Source organism: Deltaproteobacteria bacterium (assembly GCA_020848905.1).
Taxonomy (GTDB): domain Bacteria; phylum Myxococcota_A; class Polyangia.
Window position 1 is genome coordinate 42,196 of record JADLHG010000083.1, and the last position, 25,277, is coordinate 67,472.

Genomic DNA, 25,277 nt, shown 5'->3' on the forward strand with positions numbered 1-25,277 from the left:
GCGCGATGATAGACTGCGGAGGCGACGGTCGAGGCGCCATGTCAGCTTCCAGGATCACCCGGGTTCTGCTCCACGGTCTCACCTTCTTGGCGCTGCACTCCGCCTGCAGCGGCGGGCCCGGCGGCGGCCCGGGCCCCGAGCTGTCGGGGCTGAGCCTCGAGGGGCTCCCGGCGGTGCTCGACTTCGGTCGCGCGGCGCTGGTCACGGACGCGGAGCGCCCGGTGAAGACGGTCACGCTGACGCCGCTCGACGGGGCGGCCACCGCGGTGGTGCGGCTCGAGGGCCCGGACGCGTCGGCGTTCAAGCTCGGACAGCAGTGGTTTGCCGGGGGCTCCGTGCTCGCGAGCCTGAGCTTCTCGCCCACGGAGGCCCGGAGCTACGAGGCCACCCTCGTCGCGCACGCGGCGGGAAGCGCCGGGCAAGTGCAGCTCCCGCTCAAGGGCGTGGGGACGAGCGGGAGGGCCCGCCTCGTCGCGCGCTATCCCTCGTTTCTGCCCGACGGCTCGGTGGTGATGCTGAGCGTCGCCACCCGCCTCGGCGAGGTCACCGTGCCGAACGAACAGCTCCTGCGCTTCGTCCCGGCCACGGCCACGCTCACCGGCCTGCTCTCGCCGGTACCCTCGGCCTCGACGCCCCAGGCGCTCGGGTCGAGCTACCTGCGCGAGCAGACCAGCACGGGGCTCGTCGTGGGGCTGCGCCTCAACGCGCCGAGCCCCTCGGTGAACGAGTCGCTCCTCTACCGCGTGGGCCTGACGGGCGGCGCTCCGGAGCCGGTCTTCACCTCGGCCGAGGCCTGGCCGCAGATGGAGCTTCACGGCCTCGGGGTCAGCGCGGACGGCCTGCAGGTGCTCACCTCGGCGGTCTACCGCCAGCCGAAGCCCACCGACGGATCGGAAGGGACCGACGAGACGCAGTGCTACGTGAAGGATCTGCGCGCGGGGCGTCTGCTGCGGGTCGGCGACACGGGCAAAGGAGCCGTGGGGTGCACGCCGCTCGGGCTCTCCGCCGACGGGGCGACGGCCGTGCTGGCGGTGGACACGACGAAGCGCGGACTGCAAGGCGGCGGCCTCGAGCTGCGGCTGGTCAACACAACGGCCGGGGGCTCGGGGACGGTCTTCAAGCTGCCGGAGAACGGCACTCCGTTCGAGCTCCGCGAGCTGAGGGCCTTCTCGCCCGATCTCTCGCAGGTGGCGGTGGTCACGGCGGCGAAGCTCGCGGCCGAGGACCCGGACGACACCGAGGACCTCTATCTCGTGCCGCGCACCGGCGGCGCCGCGCGGCTCCTCTCGGCGGGGCTCAAGTCCCAGCTTCGCGAGGCGGTCGGCCTGCCCCCGGCCGGCGGGACCAATCTGGCCTGGTCCGAGGTGCGCTTCTCGCGCGACGGGACGCGGCTCAGCTTCGCCGGCCACGTCAATACCGGCTACGGCAACCCGGCCAAGAAGTTCTCGACGGGGCTCTACGTCGTGGAGCTCGCGCGAGGCGAAGCGAAGCTCGTGGTGCGCGGCACGAGCGGCTACCAATCCATGGACTGGTTCCACGTGAGCTCCGACGGGAAGGCCGCGTGCTGGAGCGTGCAGCAGAGCCTGGGCGCCGGTCATGGCACGACGTGGTGGATCGAGTACGCCGCCGCCGAGGAGTGGCCCGTGACCGTGGCGGCGCCGTGAGCTCGTTCGCGCGGGCTCCCGCGCCGGAGGCGAGATGGACGAAGCCAAGCTGATCGAAAAGCTCCGGCTCATCGAGGCGCTCTTCTCGGGCGCCACGACGCCCGGTGAGCGCGCCGCCGCCGACCACGCGCGCCAGCGTATCCTCGAGCGCCTGCGCACCGTCGAGCGCGCGGACCCGCCCATCGAGTACAAGTTCACGCTCGCCGATCTCTGGTCCCGCCGCGTGCTCGTCGCGCTCCTTCGGCGCTACGACCTGCAGCCGTATCGCTACCGCGGGCAGCGCCACACCACGGTGATGGTGAAGGTCTCGCGGCGCTTCGTGGACGAGACCCTGTGGCCCGAGTTCAGCGAGATCAATCAGACCCTGCGAGACTACCTGTCGGAGGTCACGGATCGCGTCGTGTCGCGGGTGCTGAGCGACGATCTTTCCGAGGCCGAAGAACGACCTGAGCCCCTCGCCCTCGGTCCGCGAGGAGGGGGATGACGAGCGCGACGGTCTGCACGAAAGCCGTGGTCCCGCAGCTCGCGCTGGTGCTTTTTTCCGTCGCCGCCGGCTGCGCGAACACCTCGAGCGGCGGGGTCGATGCGCGAGGGCCCTCGACCGACGGGGGAGCGCGAGATGCAGTGCCCCTGTTCGATGTCGCGCGGCGCGACGGGTCTGCGCCCGATGCGGCGGGACCCGCGATTCCCAGCTATCGCGGAGTTTTTGCGCGCGCCGCGAGCGGCCTCTACGCCGCCTTCCCGTCGAGCGTCGCGGTCGATGGAGTGGGGAATACCTACCTCACGGGTGCCTTCGCGGGCACCGGCACACTCGGCTCGTTCGTGCTGTCGGCTCCCTACGATCCGGAGACGCTCTTCGTAGCGAAGCTGGATGCCCAGGGTCGCCCGCTCTGGGTGCGGCAGACCACGGGCGCCCATCGTTCGGCGGGCTCTGCGATTGCGGTCTCCCCCGACGGCCGCGCGATTTACGTCGCCGGCGGGTTCATCGGGGAGGCCACCCTTGGCGCCTACGCGGTCAAGAGCGTGCCAGCGCCTCCGACTGTTCCCGACGTGCTTCCGGACGACATGCTGCTCGCAGAGCTATCCCCCGATGGCGAGGTGCGCTGGCTGAAGCGCTTCGGGGGCGACGCCGAGGAGTGGCCGCATGCGTTGGCCGTCACGCGCGAGGGTGACCTGATCCTCGGCGGCAGCTGTTCCAGCACGGCGCATTTCGACGCCGAGCGGGTCGTCTCCGCCGGTAGCTCGGATATCTGCGTGGCGCGGCTCTCGCCCACGGGACAGGTCCGCTGGGTTGTGCGAGGCGGCGGACCGAACACCGACCTCCTGACCAGTCTGGCGGTGGGGCCCAGCGGAGGCGTCTACCTCGGTGGTCAGTTCTACGGCGAGGCGCGCCTGGGCCCGCAGAGCCTGCTGGGTCAAGGGGCCTACGACGGTTTCGTGGCCAAGCTCTCGCCCGCCGGTGACTTCCTCTGGGCCCGCGGATTCGGTGGCGCCGGCAGCTACGACGAGGCGCGCGCCGTGGCCCTCGACGCGCACGAGGAGGCGCTGTTCATGACGGGTCGCTTCTCCGAGCAGATGGTGGTCGGGAGCACGCGACTCAAGTGCAGCGGCCTGCAGGACCTCATGCTGGCGCGCTTCTCGGCCGGAGATGGCCGTCCCGAATGGGCCGTGGCTGTCGGCGGTCCGGCGGCGGACGCAGGAAACGGGCTCGTCGTGGGTGCGAGCGGCGCGCTCTTCGTGACCGGGACCTTCGAGGAGATGCTGGTTCATGGGCCGGCCACCCTCAACGCCGTCGGAGCCGAGGATCTGCTCCTCGGCGCATTCACTCTCGACGGCAAGCTGGCCTGGCTCCGGTCGGCCGGCGGTCTCGGCAACGACGGGGGCTACGCGCTCGCCTCAGGCCCAGGCAAGGCGCTGCATCTGGCAGGGCAGTTCCGCGGCACCCTGGTGCTCGACGGAACGACGCTCGTTTCACCGGGGCTCAATTTCTTCGCCTGGAAGCTCCTGCCGGAGTGACTCCGATCGGCCGGCGAGCTAGCGACACCCCCTAGCCCCCTGTCCCGAGCAGTGGCGCCAGGACCGCCCGGTCGAAGTAGACCTCGTTGCGCGCGAGCTCGTCGCCACGCAGCACGGCCAGGTCCATGCCGTCGGCCTCGATCACCTGCTCGCCGCCGGGCCGGCGGAAGGTCGCGCGCCAGAGAAAGGCCACTCCCTCCGTCTCCCCGAGCGCGAAGACCTCGCGCCGGGCCCAGGTCATCTGCCAGGCCGCGAAGAGCTTCCGCAGATAGCGCCGCAGGGCGTCTCGCCCCTCAACGTGACCGCGGGTGTTCGGGTCGCGATAGCGCACGTCCTCCGTGTAGCAGGCCACGACCCGCTCGACGTCCTGCGAGTTCCAGGCGTCGAGAAAGCGCTCGATCACTGCTTCCAGGCTCTGCCTCTTCATCGTCCTCCTCCTGCTTCTTGAGCTCGCGAGTCTCGGCCAGCTCCTGGCGGAGCTCTAACCTCCGGGCCGTCGCGGCTCAGCGATCGTAGCCGCTGCCCCGCTCGCCGATGCGCCTCCACTCCGACCCGGCGCCGGACAGGTAGATATCGAGGGTGGTGGTGGCGAGCGCCGTGACTCCCGTGGGGCTGACCGCGATGTACGACAGCGCCGCGCCCGCGAGCGTCGGAGAGGCCACGGGCTTCGCCGCCTTGCTCGCGAGGTCGAGTTCGCGGAGCTCGGTGGCCCCGAAGAGGAGCGTCTTGCCCCCCGGAGGAAAGTGTGCGGCCGTGACCTGGATGCCGCCGTCGACCCGGGTGAAGTCGTCGCCACTGTTCGACGAGAGGAAGAGCCCGCCGCGCGTGACGGCGGCCACCATCGCCGGGTCGCTCGGGTGCACGGCGAGCTGCAGCGGTTGCGCGCCGGAGAGGCCTCGGGCGGCGCAGGGCGAGAAGCTCTTCCCGTCGTCCGCGCTCGTGTGGGGTCCCACGGCGAGCGTCCCGGCGGCCGCGGGATTGAAGACGTAGATCGCGTGGCTGTCGTAGCCTACGGCCATCACGTGGAAGTCGATCTGCCCGCTGAAGGCCAGCCGCGTGAGTGTCTTGCCGCCGTCAGTGCTCTTCACCACGCCGAACGGGTTCGGCTCGGAGGAGGCGGGGTCGGGATGCCCGCTGCTGTAAAACCCTTCGCGCGTGGCGGAGTAGCCCATGTAGTCGTGCCGGGGCAGGTTCGGGCTGCTCCAGTGTCCGGCGGCGAAGGTGCGGAAACCATCGTGCGCGGGCAGGAAGAGGGTCCCGTTCGCCGCGAAGCCGAGCCCGTGCGCGTGACTGAAGGTGACGACGGCGCCCGGAGCCGCGTCCGAGGTGTGGACCGGTCCATCGTGGCTGTGCTGGTGCCCGCCGCCGTCGGGTGGGTTCGTCGTCGACGAGCTCGCGCTGCACGCGCAGAGGGCGAGCCCCAGGATCGTGAGACCTCGTGAGCGGTACCTGGTCATGCGTTCTCTCCGGTGGTTCCCGAGGACCTTCCCTTGCGCCCCCCTCGGGAAAGGGGCCCGGGCGTGGTGGCGATGAGCCGCGTCGCGAGGTCGAGGCCGCGCTCCACCAGCTCGCGCGCGGCCTGGGTCAGCTCCTCGCTCCGCTTCACGACCTCCACGTTACGCTCCATGTCCTCGGCGCTCCAGCCCCGTGAGTGCGCGATGTACGGGAACTGCGGGAACTGGCAGCCCAGCTCGCCGAAGAACCCCAGCAGCTGGCCCGCCACGGCCTGCACGTTGTCCTGACCGCCGGTGATGATCGCGCCCACCACCTTGTTCTGGAGCAGGACCTTGCCCGCGATGGTCGTCTGGTTCTGGATGCAGTTCATGCGCTCCACCATCTTGAAGTAGAGGCTGCTCGGCGCGCCCCACCGGATGGGCGTGGCGACGACGAAGACATCCGCCCAGTGCACCAGCGCCTCGTACACCTGGTCGAGCTGATCCGCGGGATCCATCTGGGTGATCGAGCAGGGCCAGGTGCAGGCGCGCGCCGCCTTGGAGTAGAACCCCTCGCAGTGGCGGAAGGAGAGCTCGCGCAGGCGGAGGAGCCGCGTCTCGTGGCCGCGTGAGGCCGCGTGAGCGACGGCCGCCTCGAGCAGCGCGTCCGAGGTGGAGTACCTCGGGTGGTCGGCCTGCATGGCCGTGGTCGAGATGCCGACCACCCGGGGCGGGCCCGGCTGGCGCGCGACGGGACGCGCGAGCGGGTGCGGTGCGTGCGGCTTCCGCGCGCGCTTCGTGTGGGGCCGCGCGCTGACCTCGACCCGTCCCTCGCGGACCCGCACCCGATAGGCCGGCACGACGTCCTCCTCGAAGCCGCGCTCGCCCTGTCCCTCGAGGCGGTGAAACTTCCACTGGTGCCAGGGACAGACGACGTAGTTCTCGTCGAGCGTCCCCTTGCCGAGGGGGCCCCCCGCGTGGTTGCAGGTGCCGTGGATGGCCCCGAAGGTGCCGTCCCGGTAGCTCAGGGCCACGCGGGTCCCGCCCACCAGGATCTGCTGCAGCGCGCTCTGCGAGAGCGCCTCGACCGAGCCGACGTCCTGCCACTCCTCCTGCTCCCGCGCGGTCATCGAGCCTCCTGCCGTCCCGCCCTACGGCGGCGTGTCGCACGTGATCTCCACGCCGTAGTTTGCTACCTCGCGGCAATTCGCGCGGCAGGCTTCATCGGTGGTCTGCGAGCCGGGCCCCGCCTTGTTGTAGCTCGTGTACGCGGCCACCTTGCAGCGCGCGTCGCGGTCCTCCTTGGTCGTCTTGGCGAAGGCGGTCAGTCGAGGTGGGGGTTCCCGTTCGCGGCGAGCCCTCCCTGAGGCTACTGCTTCTCCAGCGCCCCCAGATCCGGCGCGGCCCCCTTCTGAAAGCCCGACGTGACCGAGAGCGTTTGCCCGCCGAAGGAGAAGGACGACTTGCCCGCATCGATCGCCGGGCTCGCGGCCCCGAGGGTGAAGTCGGCGCCGAGCAGCGGGTCTCTGCCCACGAGGTTCTTTGTGGGGTCCAGCGTGGACTGCTCCTGATCCTTGGCGTTGCCGAAGAAGAGGTTGCTCACCACCTGCGAGGTTCCGGCCACCTTCCACAGCGCGCGCGTCTTGATGCCCTTGAAGAGGTTGTTTCCCACCAGCGCATTGGCCCCCCCGGAGATGCCCGCGCCGCACTCGATGAAGCTGTTGTTCAGCACCACGATCTCTTCCTTGATCGGCTCGCCGAGGTAGCTCTGGCTGCTGTCCGACTGGTGGTTCATGCCCACGCCGGCGGTCCCGGTCCGGAGCAGCACGTTGCGTTCGATGCGGATCTTTCGCAGCTTGGGGTCGGCGCCGTAGCCGTCCATGAACTGGATCGCGTCCTGCTTCGGGTCCTTGATCACGTTGCCGCGGATGATCACCGTCTGCAGCTTCGTGATGCCAGGATGGAAGCGCATCTCGATGCCGTCCTGCGCGGCCGTGTCGAGCGTGTTGTTCTCGATCGTCACGTCGAACATCCCGTCGATGTCGATGTTGTCGTCGCCGCCGTTGCTCTTGATGTAGTTGCCGTGGATGACGACCGGCCCCGCTTGCCCGTCCAGCGCGACGACGTCGTTGGCGGCGATCAGGCGGTTGAACAGGATCTGCGTGCCTGCCGCCCGGGGCTGGATCGTGTCCTTGCCGTTCGGCTCGAGCACCGTTACTCCGAGGAGCCTGCCGCCGTCGGCGGTCTTCGCGGCGAAGACCACCTTGCCGGTCAGCTTAACCGCCTCGACGTCGGCCGCGTTCTTGGTCGAGCAATAGCTGGAGGTGAGGGTGATGCGCTTCTTGGCGATGGTCAGGGTGCCGATCGCGTACGCGCCCGGCTCCACCAGGATGGTGTCGCCCTCCTTGGCTGCCGTCAGCGCTGCCCCGATGGTCTTGTGCACGGAGGGCACCTTGAGCAGGGTTCCGCTGCCGCACGAGGTATCGACGGGGCTCGGTCCGACGGGGCCGGGCCCGCCGCTGTCTCTCTGGGTCGCGCCGCTGTCCTTCTGGGTCGCGCCACCGTCTTTCCGGGTCCCGCCGGTAGGCCCGTCCCCGGCGAGGCCCGCGTCTCCCGGGCTGCCGCTTCCCGCCTCTGCCGGGCTGCCGCTTCCCGCGTCTCCCGGGCTGCCGCCCCCCGCGTCGCCTCGCGCGGCAAGACCCGCGTCGTCGAGCGCCGCGCCGCTGGCGTCCGAGGTCGCACCATCGCCGCCGCCCGTGGCGGGCGAGCCGCAGGAGCTTGCGAGTAGTGCCAGGCCAAGACAGGCCGAGCAGGTGATGGCTTGCAGCACGCGACGTGTTGGCACGAGGTGGCTCCTTTGAGGCGGGCCCTGGCGCGGGAGGTCAGCGCCTGACGCGTTGCGTCTCCCGGGGAAGGCCAGCGATGGGGGTCGACGTGGATGCTTTCACGTTGCGTGCCGGGCGGGGTGCCGGCGCCTTTCGGCTGCCACGGCGTGGCCTGGACCTCCCGTGGTCATGGTGTGCGGTGGGGGCCAAGGCCTCGCGGACGCCGCTTCGGTGTTACGGTTCGCGCGGAGACCACGGAGACGACGCCGGTGCTGGAGCCCGCCCGTTCATCCCGCCGACCCTGGAGCGGCGCCGCGTTGATGGCCGCGGCGTGCGTGGCCTTCGCTGCGATGGGGGCCTTCGTCAAGGCGCTCGGGCTGCGCATCCCCTACGAGGAGGCGGTCTTCTTCCGGAGCCTCCTCGGGCTGCCGCTCCTCGCGGGACTCCTGGTGCGTCGCCGGGTCTCGCTTCGCCCCCGGCGCCCTTCGCTGATGGTGCTGCGCAGCTTCTACGGGCTCTCCGCCATGCTCTGCACCTTCTACGCCCTGCAGCGGGGCAAGCTCGCGGAGGTGACGGTGGTTTCCCTGACCCAGCCGATCCTCGTCGCGGTGCTGGCGCGCCTCTGGCTCAAGGAGCGGACCGCGAAGAGCGCCGCGCTGGCGATGCTCGTCGGGGGGGTCGGGGTGATTCTCGTGGCCAAGCCGAGCGCGCAGCTCGTGAGTCCCGCCGTGCTCGCCGCGCTCCTCGCCACGCTGCTCAGCGCCCTCGCGCACATCACCGTCCGGCGCCTCTCCAGCTCCGATTCGCCGGAGCTGATCGTGACCTTCTTCTCGCTCGCCGGGGTCCTCGTGGGGGGGCTGCTCGCGCTGCCACGCTTCGTGCGGCCGAGCCCGCTCGACCTGGGGCTCCTCACGGGCGCGGGCCTCTCGGCCACCTTGGGGCAGATCCTCATGACCACCGCCTACGCGCGCGAGGAGGCTCCCGTGGTGGCCACGGTGGGGAGCGTGCAGCTGGCCGTGGCGCTGGTGCTCGGCTGGGCCCTGTGGGGGGAGCTACCCGACCTGCTCTCCTGGCTCGGGAGCGCGCTCATCGTCGGGTCGAGCCTGCTGCTCGGGATGAGCCGCCGGGCGAGCGTCGACCAACACTCGTAGAACACCGCTACAGCTCCCGGGCGGCCCGGTGCGCTTCCGCACCGCCGGGACGGGTGTTCGACCTTCGCGCGTGTCAGATTCTGAGCGGGCGAAGCGTCCTCTCGTGCGCTGGGACGCGGCCCCGTGGGTGAGCAGGTGGAGCACGCATGACGCACTACGGGCTCAAAGGCGCGTTGATCGAGGCCTCGCGACTCGCGCTCCTCGGGAAGCGGACGAGCTCCTGGGTGCACGAGCTCGCGGCGCTCGGGGAGGCGGGCCGTCCGTCGCTGGCGGAGCTGGCCGGTCGGCTTCCCCTGCGGAGCGAGGGGGGCAGGCCGATCCTCGACTGGCTCGCGGCGCAGGAGGTCGAGGAGCTCCACCCGGAGGGCGAGCTCACCGGGCGACGTGGCTTCGCGTCGCTTGAAGCCGCCGCGGGCGCGACGCTGCCCGAGTCGGCGGAGGGCGCGACGTTGCCGGTGCGGTTTGCCGCGGGCGTGGCCGACGTGCCGTTCGCGCGGCTGCGCTTCGTGAGGGCGCGGCCGGCGCTCGATCTGCAGCGCTGGCGCGTCGAGCAGCCCGCCTTCGCGCTGCGCCTCGGGGCCTTCGGGACGGTGCTCGCGCTCGCGCCGGATCTCGAGCTCACCGGTCGCGAGCACGCGCGCCTGCTCTGCCGCGCGGTCGCGCTGGCCGAGCTCGGCTTCCCCGAGGCGGGCCTCGAGGAGCTGCGCGGGATCGAGCATGCGGGCGCGGTCCGGGCCTTCGGTCTGGACGGCCTCTCGCTGCGCATGGAGGTGCGGCGTCTGGCGGGGGACCCCGAGGCGGCCCTGGAGCTCGCCGGGAAGGAGGCCGCGGGCCTGCTCGCCTCGGCCTCGGTGCCCGAGCGAGGTCGCTACCTCGTGCGGCTCGCGCTCGCGGAGCTCGAGAGTCCTGCCCCCGAGTTGCCGCGGCTGCACGCGCTGCTCGACGACGCCGACCTGCGTCTGCGCGGCTCCACGCCGTCGGATTTGGCCCTCGTTCAGCTCGCTCTCGCGCGGCTCGCGCTCCTCGCGCGGCGACCGGAGCTGGCGGCGGCTCGGGCGACGGAGGGGCTGCGTGTCCTGCGCGGCGGCACGGCCCTGCACCTCGCGGGTCGGCTCTTCTCCCGGCTCGCCGCGGCGACGGACGGCGGTCCGGGTCATCCGGTGAAGGTCGCCACGTTGGCCGCGGCTGCCTGCTGCGCGCGCCACGCGGGCTGCGCCGGTGATCTGCTGGCGGCCCTGGCCGAGCTTTGCCGCCTCGAGACCGACCCGGTCCGTCGCGCGAGCTGCGAGGCCGAGGCTGCCCTCCTCGCGCAGCACCTGGATCGGCCCATCCCCGGCCGCCTGGCCCCGCTTCTCGTCGAGCTCGGGCGCATCCCCCCCGCGTCGCTCGGCCTGCTCGCGCGGGCGCCGGCGCGTTCGGCTGCGGGAGGGGCTGCGGGAGGGGCTGCGGGAGGGGCTGCGGGAGCGGCTGCGGGTTCGGGCGCGGGAGGGGCTGCGGGAGGGGCTGCGGGTTCGGGCGCGGGTTCGGGTTCTGCTTCTGGGGCGGCGTCTCTCCTCGACCGCTTCGACGACGAGCTCGTGGCTGCGCCCGGAGTCTCGCTGGTCCAGGCCCGCGAGTGGGCCGGCTGGGGTGCGCGTCTGGCGCGGAGGGTGCTTTCGGAGCCCGCTGCGGGACTCGCGCGCCTCCCCTTGCCGACGCACGCGACGCTCGAGGCGGCCGAGGCCTGGTTCTGGCGCAGCCGCGCTGCGAGCTCCGCCGAGGGCGCCCTCCTCGCGCGCTACCACCAGCGACTGGCCGAGCTCCATCCTGGCTGCCTTGCCGGCCTCGCCCGGCACCTCGAGCAGCGCTTCCGCCTCGCCGCGCGCGGCACCCTCGATCGCGCCGCGCTCCAGCAGGCGAGCGACCTCGTCCGTCCCGCGCTCCTCCTCGGCTTCGACCTCGAGCTCGCGCTCTTGACGTCGCTGCCGCCGAGGCGGTAGTTCGCGGCCGGCGACCGCGCTCTTGCCGAGGGCACGCGCTCATTCGTCCCCGAGGCGCCTCAAGAGGTCCAGAAAGGCGCGTGCGGCCACGATCCGGATCCCCTGGTAGCTGCCCAGAGCCAGCAGGTGGTTGTCGCCGCTCACCACGAGCTCCGCCATGCCTTCCACGGCGGCCGCGAGGTACTTGTCGTCTTCGGGATCCGCGGCCACAGCGTGCGTTTCCAGCGTGCCCTCTACGGGTACCGCGACGGCCTCCAGCGCAGCCAGCCAGAGCTCGAGGTCCCTGTTCGACGCAATGATGCGCTTTCGCACGCGTGGGTATCCGAGCAGCCGGCCAACTTCCTCCAGGATGGCTGGAGACAGCACCAGCTCGAACGCACGCTGATGGAGACAGAGTCGTAGGATCTGCCCTGGAGGACCCTGAGGCCGCATCAGGGCGGAGGCGAAGATGTTGGCGTCCAGAACGACGCGCACCGGTCTCAGCCTCGGCGCCGCCGGGGTCGGCTCCGGTGCTTCGCCTCGTTGGCCAGGTCGTCGGCCTCACGTTGCGAGAGCGACGGCTCCTGTCGGTCGAGCAGCTCCAATAGGTGCATCGTAGCTGCCCGCTGCATTTGCTCCAGCCTCTCGACGGGCACCACCGCGGCGAGCGCTACTCCCTTGCGCTCGATGATGTACTGGTCGTGGCGCAGAGCGACCCGGTTCAGGATGTCACCGAGCTGCCGTCGGGCCTCCATGGTGGAGATCGTTCGTGTCATCACATCCTCCAACATCTACAACTATCATAGTTGAGCACCGTGGTCCGTTCTACCGGCATCGACCGAGATTCTTGGCTCCCGCGCTCTCGACACGCTGCGTCTGGCTCTGCGACGCCGCAAAAAACCTCCAAGGAAGGACCGGGGTCGCGCTGTCAGATGCGCGGGGGGTCAGCCGTCTGGCCCCCGACGACTCACGAGAGCGATCCGCGCGGGCTCACCCGAAGGGGAGGTCTGCGCCGACGGAGGTCCTCGATGACGAACCCTGGCACCCTCGACATCGCGCCCGGTCCGTCCCTGGCGGCACGCCCTTCGACCGACGCTGGCCCGAGTCTCCGTCCGTCGCTCGCCGACCTCGAGGACCGCATCGATCTTCACGGCCCGCTCGAGGAGGACCCGATCGTCGGCTGGCTCTGCGGCTGGCGCGTTCGGCTCCTCGCGCCGGTGAACGGTCGACCGGCTGGCACCCCTGGCCACGTCGTGCCCATGGAGCACCCGGCCTGGCAGCGCTGCAACCGCCGCCACCTGCTCCCCGTGGAGGCCGGCTCCGAGCTCGTGATGGTCCCGTTCGCAGACCTGGCCATGGCCGGCGCCGGGCCCCGCGAGGTGGGGGAGTCGCTGGAGAGCTGGCTCGAGCGCTGCCTGCGGGCCGGGGACCTCGAGGTCATCCTCGCGCAGCGCCCGGACGGCCTGGCCCCTTCGGCGCAGGCGCACCTCGCGCTCTATCGTGCCGCGGCGCTGCGCCACGCGGGGCGACCGGAGGAGACGCTCTCCGCGCTCGCTGACGCGCGAAGCCTGTTTCAGACATCGGAGCAGCGCGTGGACGCCGCGCGTCTTCGTTGTGGCGCGTTCCGGGACCGGCAGCGACCTGCAGAGGCGCTCCTCGTTGGACGCGAGGTCGAGCCGCTGCTTGCCTCGGTCTCCGGACGAACGCGGGGTCGCTTTCTCACGGCCCTGGCCTTTGCGTATCACGCCGCGGGGCGCGCCGAGGACGCGGGTCGGCTGTTGACCGAGGCCGAGAGCTGCGCCGCCGAACCTGGTGACGCGCTGACGTCCGGGGAAATCGCCCTGGTTCGAGGCTGCCTCCTCCGCGGGTCAGCTCCCGAAGCCGCCCTCGTGAGTCAAACAGCAGCGCTGCGGCATTTCCAGACGGCGGGGGCCATCCCCGAGTGCGGCTACGCCCTCGGCAACCTGATGCTGCTCGCCATGGATCGCCTCGACGCGGGGCCGCCGAGCCGGGAGGTGGTCTGGAGGCTCCTCGGCCTGTGCTCGGCGGCGGCGGCCTGCTTTCGCGTCGCGCGGAATCGGCCCGCCCTGCAGAAGGTCTTCTCCCTGCTCGTCGAGAAAGAGCGCGACCCCGTGCGAGCGCTCGACCAGCTCGATGAGCTCGTCGCCCTGGATCCGGGCGCCACCGCGTCGGACCCGTTGCACCACTTCGTGCGCGGGCAGAGGGAACTCGCGGCCCAGCGCTGGGACCAGGCGGAGGCCTCGCTCGCCTGCGCCGCGCACCTGATTTCCGAGGACGAAGATCCCGAGGGAGCCGCCAAGATCGCCGCGCGGCGTTCGCTCCTCGCCACGGGGCGCAGCGACGAAGCCGCCGCACGAGCCCACCTCGCGCACGCTGAGGCGCTCGTGGGGGACATGCACGATTCGGCGACAGGTGACACGCTCGGGCAGGCCGGGTGGGCTGTGGAGTTCCTGTCGGACCTTCCCGGGCCCGAGCTTCGCGACCTGGCGCTCGCGCAGTCCGTGCCTGGCGGCGCGCTCTCCCACTGGGGCTCCGCGTCCGTCCGCGAGCTCCTGGAGCAGGAGCAGGCGTCGATCGTGGAGTGGGCGAGCGACGGGCTCTCGGCGCTGGACCCGGCCTTGCTCGAGCTGGACCTCGACCACCTGGTGGGCACGCTCTTCCGCCACGGCCGGTGCCTCGCGCACGTCTTCTTTCGGCGTGGCCGGCCATCCCCCTCGGTGGCCGTGCCCCTCGGCCCGGGCATCCTGCGCCGCTGGCTCGCACAGCTCGAACATCCGGAGACCCGAGAGCACGCCCTGGTCAGCGCCGCGGTCAACACGGCGCTCTCCGCCGGCGAGGTGGGCGCCGCGCTGCCGATCCAGTTTGCCGTCGCCACGTGCCTCGGCGAGGACCCCGAGCTCGCTCGGCCCCGAGAGCTGCTCACCGACATCCTGCGCGTGACCCTTGTCCGCGGCCTGACCCTGGAGGTGATGGTCGACGCCGCCGCGCGCGAGGTCGAGGAGCAGCTCAACGCGCGCGCCGTGGCCCACGAGCTCGGCGAGCCGCCGACCGATTCGGGCATCGAAGCTCCTCTGCTCGCCCAGGCCCAGGCTCGCTTCTCCAAGCCCAAGCGGAACTGGCGCGACCAGCTCCGCAGCCTCACGCGCCTCCTCGAGCCCACCGCCTGTCCCTGGCCGCGCGATCTCCGCTGCCGTTGCGGCGCCGATCTGCGCCCGTACATCTTCTGCTGCGACCACACGCAGCCGGTGGACTACGCCGCCCATGCGCCCCGCCTGCGCGGGGGCTACGTCATCCCCTGCGACCTCTGCGGCGGCGAGCTCCACGGCTTTCGCTGCGATGCCTGCGGCCAGGTCCTGACCTGGGACCTCGGTGTGGTCCCGACGCTGAAGGGGGAGAACTAGGCCGGTTCGGGCAGGAGAGAAAGTAGAGCGTCCTGCACCCTCTCGAGTGCGCGATCCGCATCGAAGGACGCCCCGGTCACGAGCAGCGGTGGCACGTCGCTAAGGAAGACCTTGTCGTCGATCTTTTCAGCCATGTTCCGCTCGAACTCCGCACGGGTGACGTGTCGGCCTTCGTTCGCCAGGTACTGCCTGAAGCAGGCGACGATCTTCTCCGGCTGCAGTCCGACGACGCGCTCCAAAGCCTCCGAGAGATCGAAGAGGTCTCGCCCCTTCTTCCGCTGATAGAGGGCCCGGAGCTTTGTTCCAAGCAACTCCTCTGGCTCGTAGGTGAGTACGTCCGCCGCGCCACCGTGCCAGCCGCTTTCAACCACGAACCTCGTTCGTCGCGGACCGAGCACGCGACCATGTTCCCGCGTGTTGGTCTCCACCTTGAGCTTGAGGGGGGTGAGGGGCCTCGTTTCCGAATCGAAGCGGTAGACGAATGTCATGCGGCCCTGACCCTGCTTCCATTGCGGTTTCCCCAGCCAGGGGTCCAGTCGGGCCCGGATGGCACTCATGACAGGTCCGATAGGCCCCGCATTCACTTGCACAAGGTCGATGTCCTCCGAGTATCGGCCGGGTGGGTCGAAGAAGAGCTTGTGGAGCGCGGTGCCTCCCCGAAACGCTACTTCACGAGCCAGAAGGTCGTCCGAGTAGAGCTCGACGAGCGCACGGCACACCACGAGGTCCTGCTCAACCTGAGCGTCCGTCGACCACGGCGCTCGCGACCGCCAGGCGGTGATGTGGGCTCGGGGAATCATGGCTCGGTCTCCACCTTCTCGTTCACGAGGATCCGCCAGCGAGAGTCCTTCTTGGCCGATCGAACGCCCCGATCGCTTCGCAGCGGAACGTAGCGGCAGCGGCTCTTCGCGATCCACCCTGCGAGCTCCGACGCCGTCTCGCCCGCCCCAAGCTGCTCGAGGACGTAGCCCAGCCGCTGAGCGTTCGCCAGCTCCCCGTCAGTCCGGGCGACTTGGAGCAATCGCTCCGCGTCGAGTCGTTCGGCGAGCTCCTCGAGCACCGTGACGACGTGGCCGAGATGTCCTGCCCCCTCCAGATACCGAAAGAGATCGAGGGCCGTCGCTTCTGGCGTGGCGACGCGCATGCTGCCCGTCTCCGTCTTGATCTCGACCGTCGGGGTGCGTTCGAGGTGGAGCTTCCGGAAGAAGCGGAGACGCACGCGTCCTGCTACGAGCGGCCGAAGCTGGCCGCTCGTCATCACCTGAAACTCCTGCGGCTGCTGATGCGCGGCGCCGTGCAGTGCGGCTGCGCTGAGCAGTCCGACGTAATACGGCTGGCCGGAGAACCTCATCAGGTCGTCGAGGAACCAACTCGGCGGGGGCGCCCCGGCCTCGCGATACTCCAGCGGGACGATAACCAGGAACCCGCGGCGGGGAACCGCGAGGCGCCGCTTGGCGACCAGACGCTGAACGGCCTTCTTGAGCGCGGCGTCGGACGTCTCGAGCGACCGAGCCGCATCCTCCTTCGTCAGCACGTAGCGACCGCTGGCCTGAAACGAGTCGACCAGGTCTGCGAGACTCCGCGGCCTCGCAGGCTTCGGGGAACCCTTCGCGGCGTTCTGCGCTCCCGTCACCACGGTCCACGATGGCACATGCGGCGACACTTCGCAATATCGTATGCATAAGGAGACATTCTTCGTCCCCTTAACAATATCGAACAGCGCTTGGCGCGAGCGTCCGGCAGCTATCGCGCATGGCCCCACTTCGGCCTTTTCTACCCGCCTCCCGTCGCTGACAGCGTCAGCCTCCGCGCGCCGCGACCGGCGGCGTCCCGCTCGCGGGCGCACCGATCAATCGACCGAGCAGGGCGCGCACGAGGGCCCGGGCCCGGCCGTAGAGCTGCTCGTCGAGCCACACCACGGCGATCATCGAGCGTCGAAACGAGCGTTCGTCTCCCGGCCAGAGCTCGGCCGCCACCTCGGGCCCCGCGGCGGCCACGAGCCCCCGCACGCCGTGCACGAGCAGCGCGAGGTCGTCCACGTACCCGAGGCCCGGCACGACGCGCAGCGTGTCGGAGATCAGATCGCCGTCGACCCATAGATAGACGGCCGATCCGGCGAGGCTCGCCTTGGCCGTCGCGGGCACGCGGGGGTCTCGGGCCAGCCGCCCGAGGAAGCGCACCAGCCGCACGGGGTCACGCGCGATATCCACTATCTGGCTCAGCATGCCGGTCCTCCTCGCCGGGCGTTCGCGCGCGGCGCGTTGCGTATCGACCAGACGTTCCACGAGCGGAAATCTGACAGGGTGCGAAGCGGCCCCGCAAAAACCTCCAAGGAAGGTCCGGGGTCGCGCTGTCAGATTTGCGGGGGGTCAGACGTCTGTTCCCCGACGGCCCACGAGAGCGACCCGCGCGGGCTCACCCGAAAGGGAGGTCCGCGCCCAAGGAGTTCCTCGATGACGAATCCTGGCACGCTCGACGCCGCGCATGCTCCGTCGCCGGCAGCGCGCTCTTCGACCGACGCTGGCCCGAGTTTCCGCCCGTCGCTCGCCGACCTCGAGGACCGCATCGATCTGCACGGTCCGCTGGCACGGGATCTGCTGGTCCGGTGGCTCTGCGGCTGGCGCGTTCAGCTCCTCGCGCCGGTGAACGGGCAACCGACGGGGACCCTCGGCTACATCGTGCCCGTGGAGCATCCGGCCTGGCAGCGCTGCAACCGCCGCCGCCTCCTCCCCGTGGCCACGGAGTCCGAGCTGGTGATGGTCCCGTTCGCGGAGCTGGCCCTGGCCGGCGCCGGGCCCCGTGGGGAAGGGGAGCCGCTGGAGAGCTGGCTCGAGCGCTGCCTCCGGGCCGGGGACCTCGAGGTCATCCTCGCCCAGCGCCCGGACGGCCTGGGCCCCCCGGGGCAGGCGCAGCTCGTGCTCTACCGCGCCGCGGCACTTCGCCTCGCGGGTCGACCGGACGAGACGCTCGCTGTGCTCGATGACGCGCGAGGCTTGCTACGCGACCCCGTGGATCGCGCGGACGCCGCGCGGCTGCGCTGGAGGGCGCTCCATAACCAGGAGCGCTACGAGGAGGCTCTTCGCATCGGATCCGACGTCGAACCGCTGCTCGCCTCGGTCCCCTGGCGCACGCGGGCCCGGTGCCTCGCCGCCCTGGCCTTCGCGCACCACGCCGCGGGGAGCGCCAAGGACGCGGACCGGCTCTTGACAGCGGCCGAAACCTGCGCGGCCGGGCAGCACGACCCGCTGACGTCGGGAGAGCTCGCCATGGTCCGAGGCGCGACGCTGCGCCCGACCGATATCAAGGCAGCCGCGACGCATCAGCGACAGGCCTTGAGGTCTTTCCTGGCGGTAGGCGCCATCCCCGAGTGTGGCTACGCCCTCGGGAACCTGATGCTGGTGGCCATCGATCGTCTCGACATGGCTCCGCGGACTCGGGTCGCGGTCGGGCAGCTTCTCGGCCTGGGCTCGGCGGCAGCCGCGTGCTATCGCGTCACCCGGAACCGACCCGCCCTGATGAAGGTCCTCTCCCTGCTCGTCGAGTGGGAGCGCGACCCGGAGCGTGCGCTTGGCTACCTCGATGATCTCTCCGCCCTGGATCCGGGCGCCACCGCGTCGGACGCGCTGCACCACGTCCTGCGCGGGCAGTGGGAGATGGCGGCCCAGCGCTGGGATCAGGCGGAGGACTCGCTCGCTCGCGCGGCGCGGCTGGTCCCCGAGGACCAGTACCCCGAGGGAGCGGCCAGGATCGCCGCCAGCCGCTCGCTCCTCGCCACGGGGCGCAACGACGCCGCCAGCGCGCGAGCCCATCTGGCTCACGCCGAGTTCTTCGCCGGCGATGCCCCAGGCCGATGGACCCGCGATGCCTTCGCACGGGCCCGGTGGGCCGTCCGTCTCCTCGATAACGTCCCCGGGCACGAGTTGCGGGATCTCGAGCTCGTGAAGACCACGCCCGGCGGGCCGCTCTCCATGTGGGGCTCGGAGGCCGTGCAAGATCTCATGGCGTGGGAGCGGCGTTGCATCCTGACGTGGGGCGCGGATCTACTTCAGAAGGGGGCGCGTATCCCGAGCGACCTACGCCTCGAGCCCCTGGTGGCCGAGTTCTTTCGCTTCGGGCAGGACCTCTGCCATTACCACCTTCGCCGGGGCCGTCCCTCTTCGTCGGTGGCTGTACCGCTCGAGCCGGCCTTCCTGCAGGGCTGGCTGGAGCACGTCGATCGGCGCGGCACGCGCGAGCAGCGGATGATCACTTCCGCTCTCACCGCTGCGCTCTCAGCGAGTGAGCGCGCCGTCGCCTTCCGGATCCATGCCGCGGTGTTGGAGTACGTTGCTGGCGGCCCGGATCGCGACCACCTCACGCAGCCGCTCTCGGACATCCTACGCAGAGCCATCACCCGGGGCCTGACCCTGGAGGCGATGGTCGACGCGGCCGCCCGCGAGGTCGAGGAGCAGCTCGACAATCTCGTCGTGGCTCACAGGCTCGGCGACGCGCCGCCCGTCGCGAGCGACGAGGACCCTCGCCCCTCGCAGCGCAAGCGGCACTGGCGCGATGGTCTGCGCAGGCTCACGCGCCTCCTCGAGCCCACCGCCTGTCCCTGGCCGCTCGATCTCCGCTGCCGTTGTGGCGCCGATCTGCGCCCGTTCCTGTTCTGCTGCGACTCCTCGACGCCCGTGAACTACGCCTTCCACGCGCCCCGCCTGTGTCCCGGCTACCAGATCCCATGCCGTCGCTGTGGCGACGAGCTCTCCGGCTTCTTGTGCATTGCCTGCGGTCAGGCCGTGACCTGGGACCTCGGCGTGGTCCCGACGTTGAAGGGGGAGAACTGATGCGCCTGCCACGCCGTCCGAGCATCCGCCTGCACGTTGCCCTCTGCTGCGGCCTGGCCGTCGCTGGAGCGGCCCTCGCATCTCGACCCGCCTACGCGCAGAGCTCCGAGGTACCGCCCGCCTCGGCCCCGAGCGACGCCGCGTCACAGCCCACGTCGCAGCCCACGTCGCAGCCGGCCTCCGAGCCCAAGGGCGTGTCGAAGGTCGCGGACGTGGCCGCGATCGGACCGGCGACGACCGTCTATGTGCATGACGCGTGCGTCCGCGGGCCGGGCTGCGCGAAGGCCGTTACCGACGCGCTCCTCGCCACACCCGCGGTTCCTCGTACCGTGGGAATCTCCTTCGCTGGGACGAACAGGGCGCTCGACTCCACCCTCGAGCAGCTCGCGCGCCTCGCCACGCACCCGAAAATCACCGAGGTCACCCTCACCACCTCGGGCGTCCGCGGCCAGACGCTGGAGACGGTCCTCTGCGCGCTCGCCAAGCTTCCCGTCATCGAGCTTACCGTGCGTGACGGTAGCGCCGGCTCCGGCGCGCTTCGTTGTTTGCCCGCCTTCCGGCGGCTCGCGACTCTCGGCGTCTATGATCTCCCCCTGGCGGCAGGCTTGATGAAGGACCTTGGTGCCGCCGCCAGCCTCACCACCCTGCGCCTCCAGACCCGGCATCTCCGCGACGCTGACCTGCGGCCCCTCGGCGGGCTCGTCCGGCTGGAGCTCCTCGATCTGAGCAACAGCCCCGTCACCGGCGCAGGCTTCGTCGCCCTGTCGTCCCTCCCCGCCCTCGAGACCCTGGTCCTCCTTGGCACCCGCGTGACCAACGCCGCCCTGCGCCATCTCGCGAAGCTCCCGCGCCTCGCGTCGATCGACGCCACCGAGACCTCCGTCACCGCCACCGGCTTCCTCCCGCACCTCAAGGGTTTCCCCGCGCTCAAGGAAGTCGCGCTCAGCGCCGAGCACGAAACCACCCCCGCGAGCCGCAAGCTCGCCCGCCGCCGCCCGCCGATCAAGGTGACGTACTACGGCGAGTGCATGGTGGGGGATGAGTGACCTGCAGAGCGCGCGAGCCGGCTGCCGTATTCTTGACCCCCGTCGCCCCCGGAGGAATTGATGGCCAGCCCAAGATCCTTCTCCGATAGCGAGCTCCAGACCAGGTTGCGCGTCGCGCGCGGAGACGCTGGTCAGAGCCAGGAGCTCTCCATCCAGGCCCGCTACGCCCACCTCGCCGCTCTCGATCCGCCGCAGGATCCCCGCGCGTGGCTCGCGTCGTTGAGGACCTGGCCTTGCGACCTCTATGCGGCGGCGGGTCCGAAGACCAGGCAGAACGCTCTCGAGTGGCTGATCGAGCAGGTCGAAGGGGTGAGCGGGCTGGACAAGAAGTTCGGATGGCTGGAGCAGTGGCACCTCGAGCGCCTCTCGTGCAGCTCCGCCACTATGGGCGAGGTCAAGGCCCTCGCGGCGTCCTTTGAGGAGCGCAGGCTGGGAGAACCTTCCCGTCGGCTCTACGCTCGCCTTCGACAGCTCAACCCTTCGCCGTCCGTCGTGCTGTCATGGCTGCGGCACCTGACGAACGCGAAGGCCTGGAGCGAGGTGATCGACAGCGCGACCGAGGCTCTTCCCACGATGGAGGCTGAACCCGCCAAGGCCGACGTCTACAAGCTCCTGGTGGAGGCGCTCCTCGAGCGCGGGAGAGTCGCCGAGCCGGAGCAGAGCGATGCCGACCGAGCTCTGCACCTCCTCTTTGCGGCCCAGCGCGAGAAGCTGTGGACGGCGGGCTTCGGATCGCTCCTCGATCGCACCGTCGAGGCCGCCCTGCCTGCCGACCTCAAGAAGGGACGGGGCGAGGGGACAGGGTTCATCGCGGACAGGTTCCGGGATCTCTCCAGGCTCGGCATATTGCTCGGAAAGCGCTTCGGTGGGCGAACCGCCGAGGTGCCTCACAGCGAGGCAGTCATAGATTCAGCTCCTGCCCTGCTCGCGCCGGCGGCGGTCGAGCGGCACCTTGGGTCATCGAGGAAGCACACCGAGGAGTTTGCGAAGGCGCTTGCTGGGCGCGGCAAGGATGCCGAGGCCGCGGTCGCGGCGGCGGCAATCTCCGTCGGAGGGCTATGGAACCTCGCGCAGATCGACAATACGGTGCTCCAGGCGATGACCTTCTCGTCCGCCGGGAGCCCCGAGTCCTTCTGGCGACTCCGGGAGGTCGCGGACGTATACGACGGCAGCGACGGCGCCCTCACGCGCCTCTCGGGGTACGTGGCGGAGCAACAGGTCGCGGCGGACCTCGCCCGAGAGGGCCATCTGGTGGAGTTTCCCAGTGGGCCGACCCAGCCCGGCTGGGACCTCCTCGTGGACGGCCATCCCGTTCAGGTGAAGTGTTCCATGAGTGCGCAGTACGTCCTGGACCACTTCGACCGGTATCCCGATATCCCCGTGATTGTGAACGCCGAGCTCGCGCAGCAACTCGGCGACCATCCGATGATCTGGGTTGATGATGCACTCCGCCACGCGGACGTGGCGGGCACCACCGCGGAATCGGTCGACGCGCTCGCCGACCTCGCGGATGCCGACGACCTCGTCCCTATACCGGTCGTCGCCGTAGTCTTTGCGGCGATCCGCAACTACGGAGACCTCCGTGCCGGAAACATCAACGAGAAAGCATATGCGCAACGGGTAGGCGTGGACGTCGCGGCACGGACCATCGGGGGCGGCGCGGGCGCCGCGGTGGGCGGTGCGGTCGGCAGCGTGCTGGGCCCCGTCGGGACCGTCCTCGGAATGGCCATCGGCAGCTACGTCGGCAGCGTGGCCGGGCGGACCGGTGCGGATGCGGTCAATCGCGACACCGTCTGTGACGCGCGCGACGCCGTCGTCAATACCCTCAGGGAGTTCGCCGTCTGGTTTCGCACGACGCTGCTGCGCCCTCGCATCGCCGTCCTCGAGGCGAGGCACAGGGCCGTGGCTGCCTGGGCGCAGGAGGCCTCGGCAGGCGGGTGGGCGCCGGCCTGCGTCGCCACGTTCTATGCCGCGTCAGCCGAGATGCTTGCGCGGGCCAAGAACCTGGATGCGTGGATCGCGGGCCGCGAGGACTACGATGACTTCGCTCGCGCGCAGGCCGGCTGGGTAGCCCTTCGAGAAGCCGGAGGCTTCTTCCACCCCGAGTTGAAATCCCGCCTCGCGGCTGTCAGGGAAGCCACGAGCCGCTATGCCGCGCTGACGATCCCGCAGGGACCGCCGAGCGAACGAGACCGCGCGTCTTCGATTGAGGCACTACGGAACGCCTTGGCACTGGTGGATCCCGACGTGCGCCGGAGGGAGGTGAGCGCGATCATTCCGGACCTCAAGCGCATCGCGGCGCGTCTGGGGAAAGGAGACCACCTGGCCAGAAAGAAGATTCACCTGGCGCTCGCTGAAGCCCATGGCGCTCTCGGCGAGAGTGAGTTGCGGGATCGAGAGCTGAACCTTGCATGTGACTCCGTGGTGCGCCTGATGGGCGAGATGGACCTGCCGTTTGAGAAAGACAGCTTACGTGAGGAACGAGATCGCATTCTCGCCCAGATCGTGCATCGGTCGCCGCTCATTGGCTAGCGGCGGGATGCGACGTGATCGCAGGCCAGTCGCCTGGCCCGCAGTCACGAGGCCCGAGCAGCTCGCCGTCTGGTCTCGCACGACCGACAGAAGGGAAGCCGCCATGGAAGCGAACCCTACCTGGTACCTGGGCAGCGCCGGCGCCGCACGTGTCATGGAGCGGGTTCACGCGGGGGACCGCTTCGACGTCTACCGGCTCGAGGGGCCGCGGGGCCGCTTTGCGCTGAAGGTGCCTTCGCCAAGTCCGGCGCCGCAGCCGCTGATGGGTGCCGAGCGCATCGTGGGGGGCGTCTCGACCTACTGGTGCATCCTGTGCTCGGGTGGGAAGCCAGCCGGGGCGCGCGGCGAGGGCCTCGAGGCGGGCGCCAGCCTCGTGCAATTGCTGGAGGACGAGGCGTTTCGTCTCCATGTCGCCGGCCAAAGCTGGAACCACAGTGCGGTGGCGCTCGTCAGCGGCCCGCTGGACGACGGCGAGGAGGTCATCGGCTTGGTGACGGACTGGCGAGCCGGGCTGCGCCTGGACTACCTGCCTCAGCCGGAGGTGCGGACGTTGCTGCCCAAGATGCTGCCGTTTCTCTGGGACGCCCTGTCTGTGGCCGTGCATGGCGATCTTCAGGGGTCGAACATCATCCTCGGGGCGAACCGGTCGCGGTACTCGCTCATCGATCCGGGTGCGATGGTCCTCGCCGAGCGCGGCCAACGCGAGGCTAGCGAGGGCGCCTCGTCGTTGACCTTCGTGACCAACGCCGCGAGATATCCCATCCTGCCGCCCTACTATTTCCCCGAGCGCCCGCTGGCCTCGAGCCCCACGCTTCAGGAGCATTGGGCCAGCTTCGTTCGCGGTCTGACACTCGACGAACACGCACCCCTCGGCCGACTGCGCCTGGACGCGACCGGCCAAAGAATCCCGGGGTTCTTTGGACATTTCCTCACCCAGGAACGCGAAGCCCCCAAGAGCGGGACGCTGCAGCTGCTCGTGCATCGGCCCGGCGAGCCACATCCCGCGGACCTGCTCGCCGTGGGCATCCTCTACTATCTCGCCCTGACGGGAGACCACCCGTTTCCCGAGCATCGCGCGTCGCCGGCCTGGATGGGGCTTTCCTTCCAGGACAACCAGGTCACTGCCGGTGTTCCAGAGCTGCCGTGTCTCGCCCGGAAGGTCGTTCCACCGAGCGCGATCAACCCGACCGTGCGACCCGGCGAGGACGTCCTCGCCCTAGCGCTACTGAACCTTCAGGTGCCCACCGGCGAGCGGCTTTCGGAGCTCGTACATGGTGCTGCAATGGTCCGCTCGTAGCAGGTCGCCGGGCGAGCGGGCGCCATCGGTGATGGACCTGGACCTACCGCTGGTACTCAACGCGCCAGTGGCAATGGTAACCGCACCTCTGCATCGACCCCAACTGGCGCAGCCTTTCAACCAGCCCCTGGGACTACGCCTTCGGCCAGGTTCACTCACGAAAACGAAGCCCGCACCAGTCCCGCACCTCATCGTGACAATCCCACCGCTTGTGCTCGTCGGGTATCTGGCGGCATTGGTTTAGACGCATCCCGCACTCCTGGGTGCATTGTTCCCGGGAGGACCAACATATTCGTGGAGCGTAGACGGCCGCCACCACGCCGATGAACAGTGCGATGCCCCCCCCGACCATGATCCACACTCGCCTCCGCCTCGTCCCGTAGGTGCTCCGATTTGCCGCCGCTCCGTTCAATGCGCCCCTCCCTGCGGGTAATGAAGCTCGGGCAACAACGGCAGGCGGCGGAATCCCATCTGCTGTGGCTGCCGTCGAGGGGGCGCCATACGATGGCAGAGAGACGGCCGCCGCTGGTCGTGCCCCGGACGGAGCGCCGGCCTCGAGCGGAGGCATCACGGCATGGCACTTTTGGCAGGTCTTGGCCGCGAAGAAGAGGACGTGTCCGCACCGGGGGCAGTTTCGAGTCGATCCTGATGCGGCCGCGGGCGAGGACAACTCCGATTGCCCTTCGGCGGCCGGAGGCGGTGCCTGCGTCCCACCTCCCGCATCGGGTGGCGGCATCACGGCATGGCATTTGTGGCAGGTCTTGGCGGCGAAGAAGAGGACATGGCCGCACTGGGGACAGGCTCGCGTGGGCACTGCGCCAGCGTTGGCGGGAATCGACGCCGGCGCTGCGCCGACACCCGCGTTCTGCGCGGTGCCAGAGGCGACCCTACTCGCCTGGGCGGTGGCAGCGAGAGCGGGCGCGGCTTGCTGAGGTGCGCGCCCGTCAAGCCACTCGCCGCAGTGCTTGCACTTCGCGGCCGCATCCTGAATCTCCTCGGCGCAGAATGGACACAGCTTCACCGGCGTTCTCCCTCAACCATCCTCTGGTGATATGCCGCAACAGTCGCATTATGGGCCTCAACGGCTCCGCGGGTTGTGGCAAAGGC

General features: G+C 70.3%; 19 protein-coding genes. 10 read left to right on the forward strand and 9 right to left on the reverse strand.

Going from position 1 to position 25,277, the window contains the following annotated elements; all coding sequences use genetic code 11:
• The first annotated feature begins 38 nt into the window (after window positions 1-38).
• From IT371_31040 to IT371_31050, 3 genes are read left to right on the forward strand one after another with little or no spacing between them, the layout of a single operon-like run.
• Complete coding sequence (locus IT371_31040) at window positions 39-1,664, forward strand: hypothetical protein (protein MCC6752128.1); 1,626 nt, start codon at window positions 39-41, stop codon at window positions 1,662-1,664.
• Between the two features lie 34 nt (window positions 1,665-1,698).
• On the forward strand, window positions 1,699-2,148 hold the full coding sequence (locus tag IT371_31045; protein MCC6752129.1) for a hypothetical protein: 450 nt from the start codon (window positions 1,699-1,701) through the stop codon (window positions 2,146-2,148).
• On the forward strand, window positions 2,145-3,680 hold the full coding sequence (locus IT371_31050) for a hypothetical protein (protein ID MCC6752130.1): 1,536 nt from the start codon (window positions 2,145-2,147) through the stop codon (window positions 3,678-3,680). The genes IT371_31045 and IT371_31050 overlap by 4 nt, the downstream gene beginning before the upstream one ends.
• A gap of 31 nt (window positions 3,681-3,711) precedes the next feature.
• Here IT371_31050 and IT371_31055 read toward each other — a convergent pair whose 3' ends face one another.
• The 4 genes from IT371_31055 to IT371_31070 all read right to left on the reverse strand — a co-directional run bounded on the left by IT371_31055 (window position 3,712) and on the right by IT371_31070 (window position 7,958).
• Window positions 3,712-4,107 (reverse strand): nuclear transport factor 2 family protein, encoded by a 396-nt coding sequence (locus IT371_31055; GenBank protein MCC6752131.1) that lies wholly within the window; start codon window positions 4,105-4,107, stop codon window positions 3,712-3,714.
• 76 nt (window positions 4,108-4,183) lie between these two features.
• A complete protein-coding gene (locus tag IT371_31060) occupies window positions 4,184-5,137 on the reverse strand; it encodes a glycosyl hydrolase (GenBank protein ID MCC6752132.1) in 954 nt (317 codons plus the stop codon).
• Window positions 5,134-6,243, reverse strand: coding sequence for an NAD(P)H-dependent oxidoreductase (locus IT371_31065; protein ID MCC6752133.1), 1,110 nt, complete (start codon window positions 6,241-6,243; stop codon window positions 5,134-5,136). Before IT371_31065 ends, IT371_31060 begins: the two co-directional genes overlap by 4 nt.
• Before the next feature lie 239 nt (window positions 6,244-6,482).
• Window positions 6,483-7,958, reverse strand: a complete 1,476-nt coding sequence (locus IT371_31070) for a right-handed parallel beta-helix repeat-containing protein (GenBank protein ID MCC6752134.1) — start codon at window positions 7,956-7,958, stop codon at window positions 6,483-6,485.
• A gap of 300 nt (window positions 7,959-8,258) precedes the next feature.
• On the opposite strand from IT371_31070, the gene IT371_31075 reads away from it, so the two are divergent.
• A complete protein-coding gene (locus tag IT371_31075; GenBank protein ID MCC6752135.1) occupies window positions 8,259-9,089 on the forward strand; it encodes a DMT family transporter in 831 nt (276 codons plus the stop codon).
• A gap of 146 nt (window positions 9,090-9,235) precedes the next feature.
• Window positions 9,236-11,068 carry a hypothetical protein gene (locus IT371_31080; protein ID MCC6752136.1) on the forward strand — a complete coding sequence of 611 codons (1,833 nt, stop codon included), beginning with the start codon at window positions 9,236-9,238 and terminating at the stop codon, window positions 11,066-11,068.
• Between the two features lie 39 nt (window positions 11,069-11,107).
• Here IT371_31080 and IT371_31085 read toward each other — a convergent pair whose 3' ends face one another.
• Both IT371_31085 and IT371_31090 read right to left on the reverse strand, forming a co-directional pair.
• Window positions 11,108-11,542 carry a putative toxin-antitoxin system toxin component, PIN family gene (locus IT371_31085; protein ID MCC6752137.1) on the reverse strand — a complete coding sequence of 145 codons (435 nt, stop codon included), beginning with the start codon at window positions 11,540-11,542 and terminating at the stop codon, window positions 11,108-11,110.
• A 5-nt stretch (window positions 11,543-11,547) separates the two neighbouring features.
• Window positions 11,548-11,823, reverse strand: coding sequence for a type II toxin-antitoxin system Phd/YefM family antitoxin (locus tag IT371_31090; GenBank protein ID MCC6752138.1), 276 nt, complete (start codon window positions 11,821-11,823; stop codon window positions 11,548-11,550).
• A 252-nt stretch (window positions 11,824-12,075) separates the two neighbouring features.
• Here IT371_31090 and IT371_31095 point away from each other — a divergent pair, with 252 nt between their 5' ends.
• The gene (locus IT371_31095; protein MCC6752139.1) at window positions 12,076-14,469 is read left to right on the forward strand and encodes a hypothetical protein; all 2,394 of its coding nucleotides are present in this window, start codon (window positions 12,076-12,078) and stop codon (window positions 14,467-14,469) included.
• Here the strand turns inward: IT371_31095 and IT371_31100 are convergent.
• From IT371_31100 to IT371_31110, 3 genes are all read right to left on the reverse strand, one after another.
• On the reverse strand, window positions 14,466-15,269 hold the full coding sequence (locus IT371_31100) for a nucleotidyl transferase AbiEii/AbiGii toxin family protein (protein MCC6752140.1): 804 nt from the start codon (window positions 15,267-15,269) through the stop codon (window positions 14,466-14,468). The genes IT371_31095 and IT371_31100 overlap by 4 nt on opposite strands.
• The gene (locus tag IT371_31105) at window positions 15,266-16,120 is read right to left on the reverse strand and encodes a type IV toxin-antitoxin system AbiEi family antitoxin (GenBank protein MCC6752141.1); all 855 of its coding nucleotides are present in this window, start codon (window positions 16,118-16,120) and stop codon (window positions 15,266-15,268) included. The genes IT371_31100 and IT371_31105 overlap by 4 nt, the downstream gene beginning before the upstream one ends.
• Window positions 16,121-16,268: 148 nt before the next feature.
• Entirely contained in the window at window positions 16,269-16,694 is a 426-nt protein-coding gene (locus IT371_31110) for a hypothetical protein (protein ID MCC6752142.1), read from the reverse strand.
• 228 nt (window positions 16,695-16,922) lie between these two features.
• Here IT371_31110 and IT371_31115 point away from each other — a divergent pair, with 228 nt between their 5' ends.
• The 4 genes from IT371_31115 to IT371_31130 all read left to right on the forward strand — a co-directional run bounded on the left by IT371_31115 (window position 16,923) and on the right by IT371_31130 (window position 24,170).
• On the forward strand, window positions 16,923-19,295 hold the full coding sequence (locus tag IT371_31115; GenBank protein ID MCC6752143.1) for a hypothetical protein: 2,373 nt from the start codon (window positions 16,923-16,925) through the stop codon (window positions 19,293-19,295).
• Entirely contained in the window at window positions 19,295-20,341 is a 1,047-nt protein-coding gene (locus IT371_31120) for a hypothetical protein (protein MCC6752144.1), read from the forward strand. Before IT371_31115 ends, IT371_31120 begins: the two co-directional genes overlap by 1 nt.
• 309 nt (window positions 20,342-20,650) lie before the next feature.
• On the forward strand, window positions 20,651-22,873 hold the full coding sequence (locus IT371_31125) for a hypothetical protein (GenBank protein ID MCC6752145.1): 2,223 nt from the start codon (window positions 20,651-20,653) through the stop codon (window positions 22,871-22,873).
• Window positions 22,874-22,976: 103 nt separating this feature from the next.
• Window positions 22,977-24,170 carry a hypothetical protein gene (locus IT371_31130; GenBank protein MCC6752146.1) on the forward strand — a complete coding sequence of 398 codons (1,194 nt, stop codon included), beginning with the start codon at window positions 22,977-22,979 and terminating at the stop codon, window positions 24,168-24,170.
• Window positions 24,171-25,277: the final 1,107 nt, after the last annotated feature.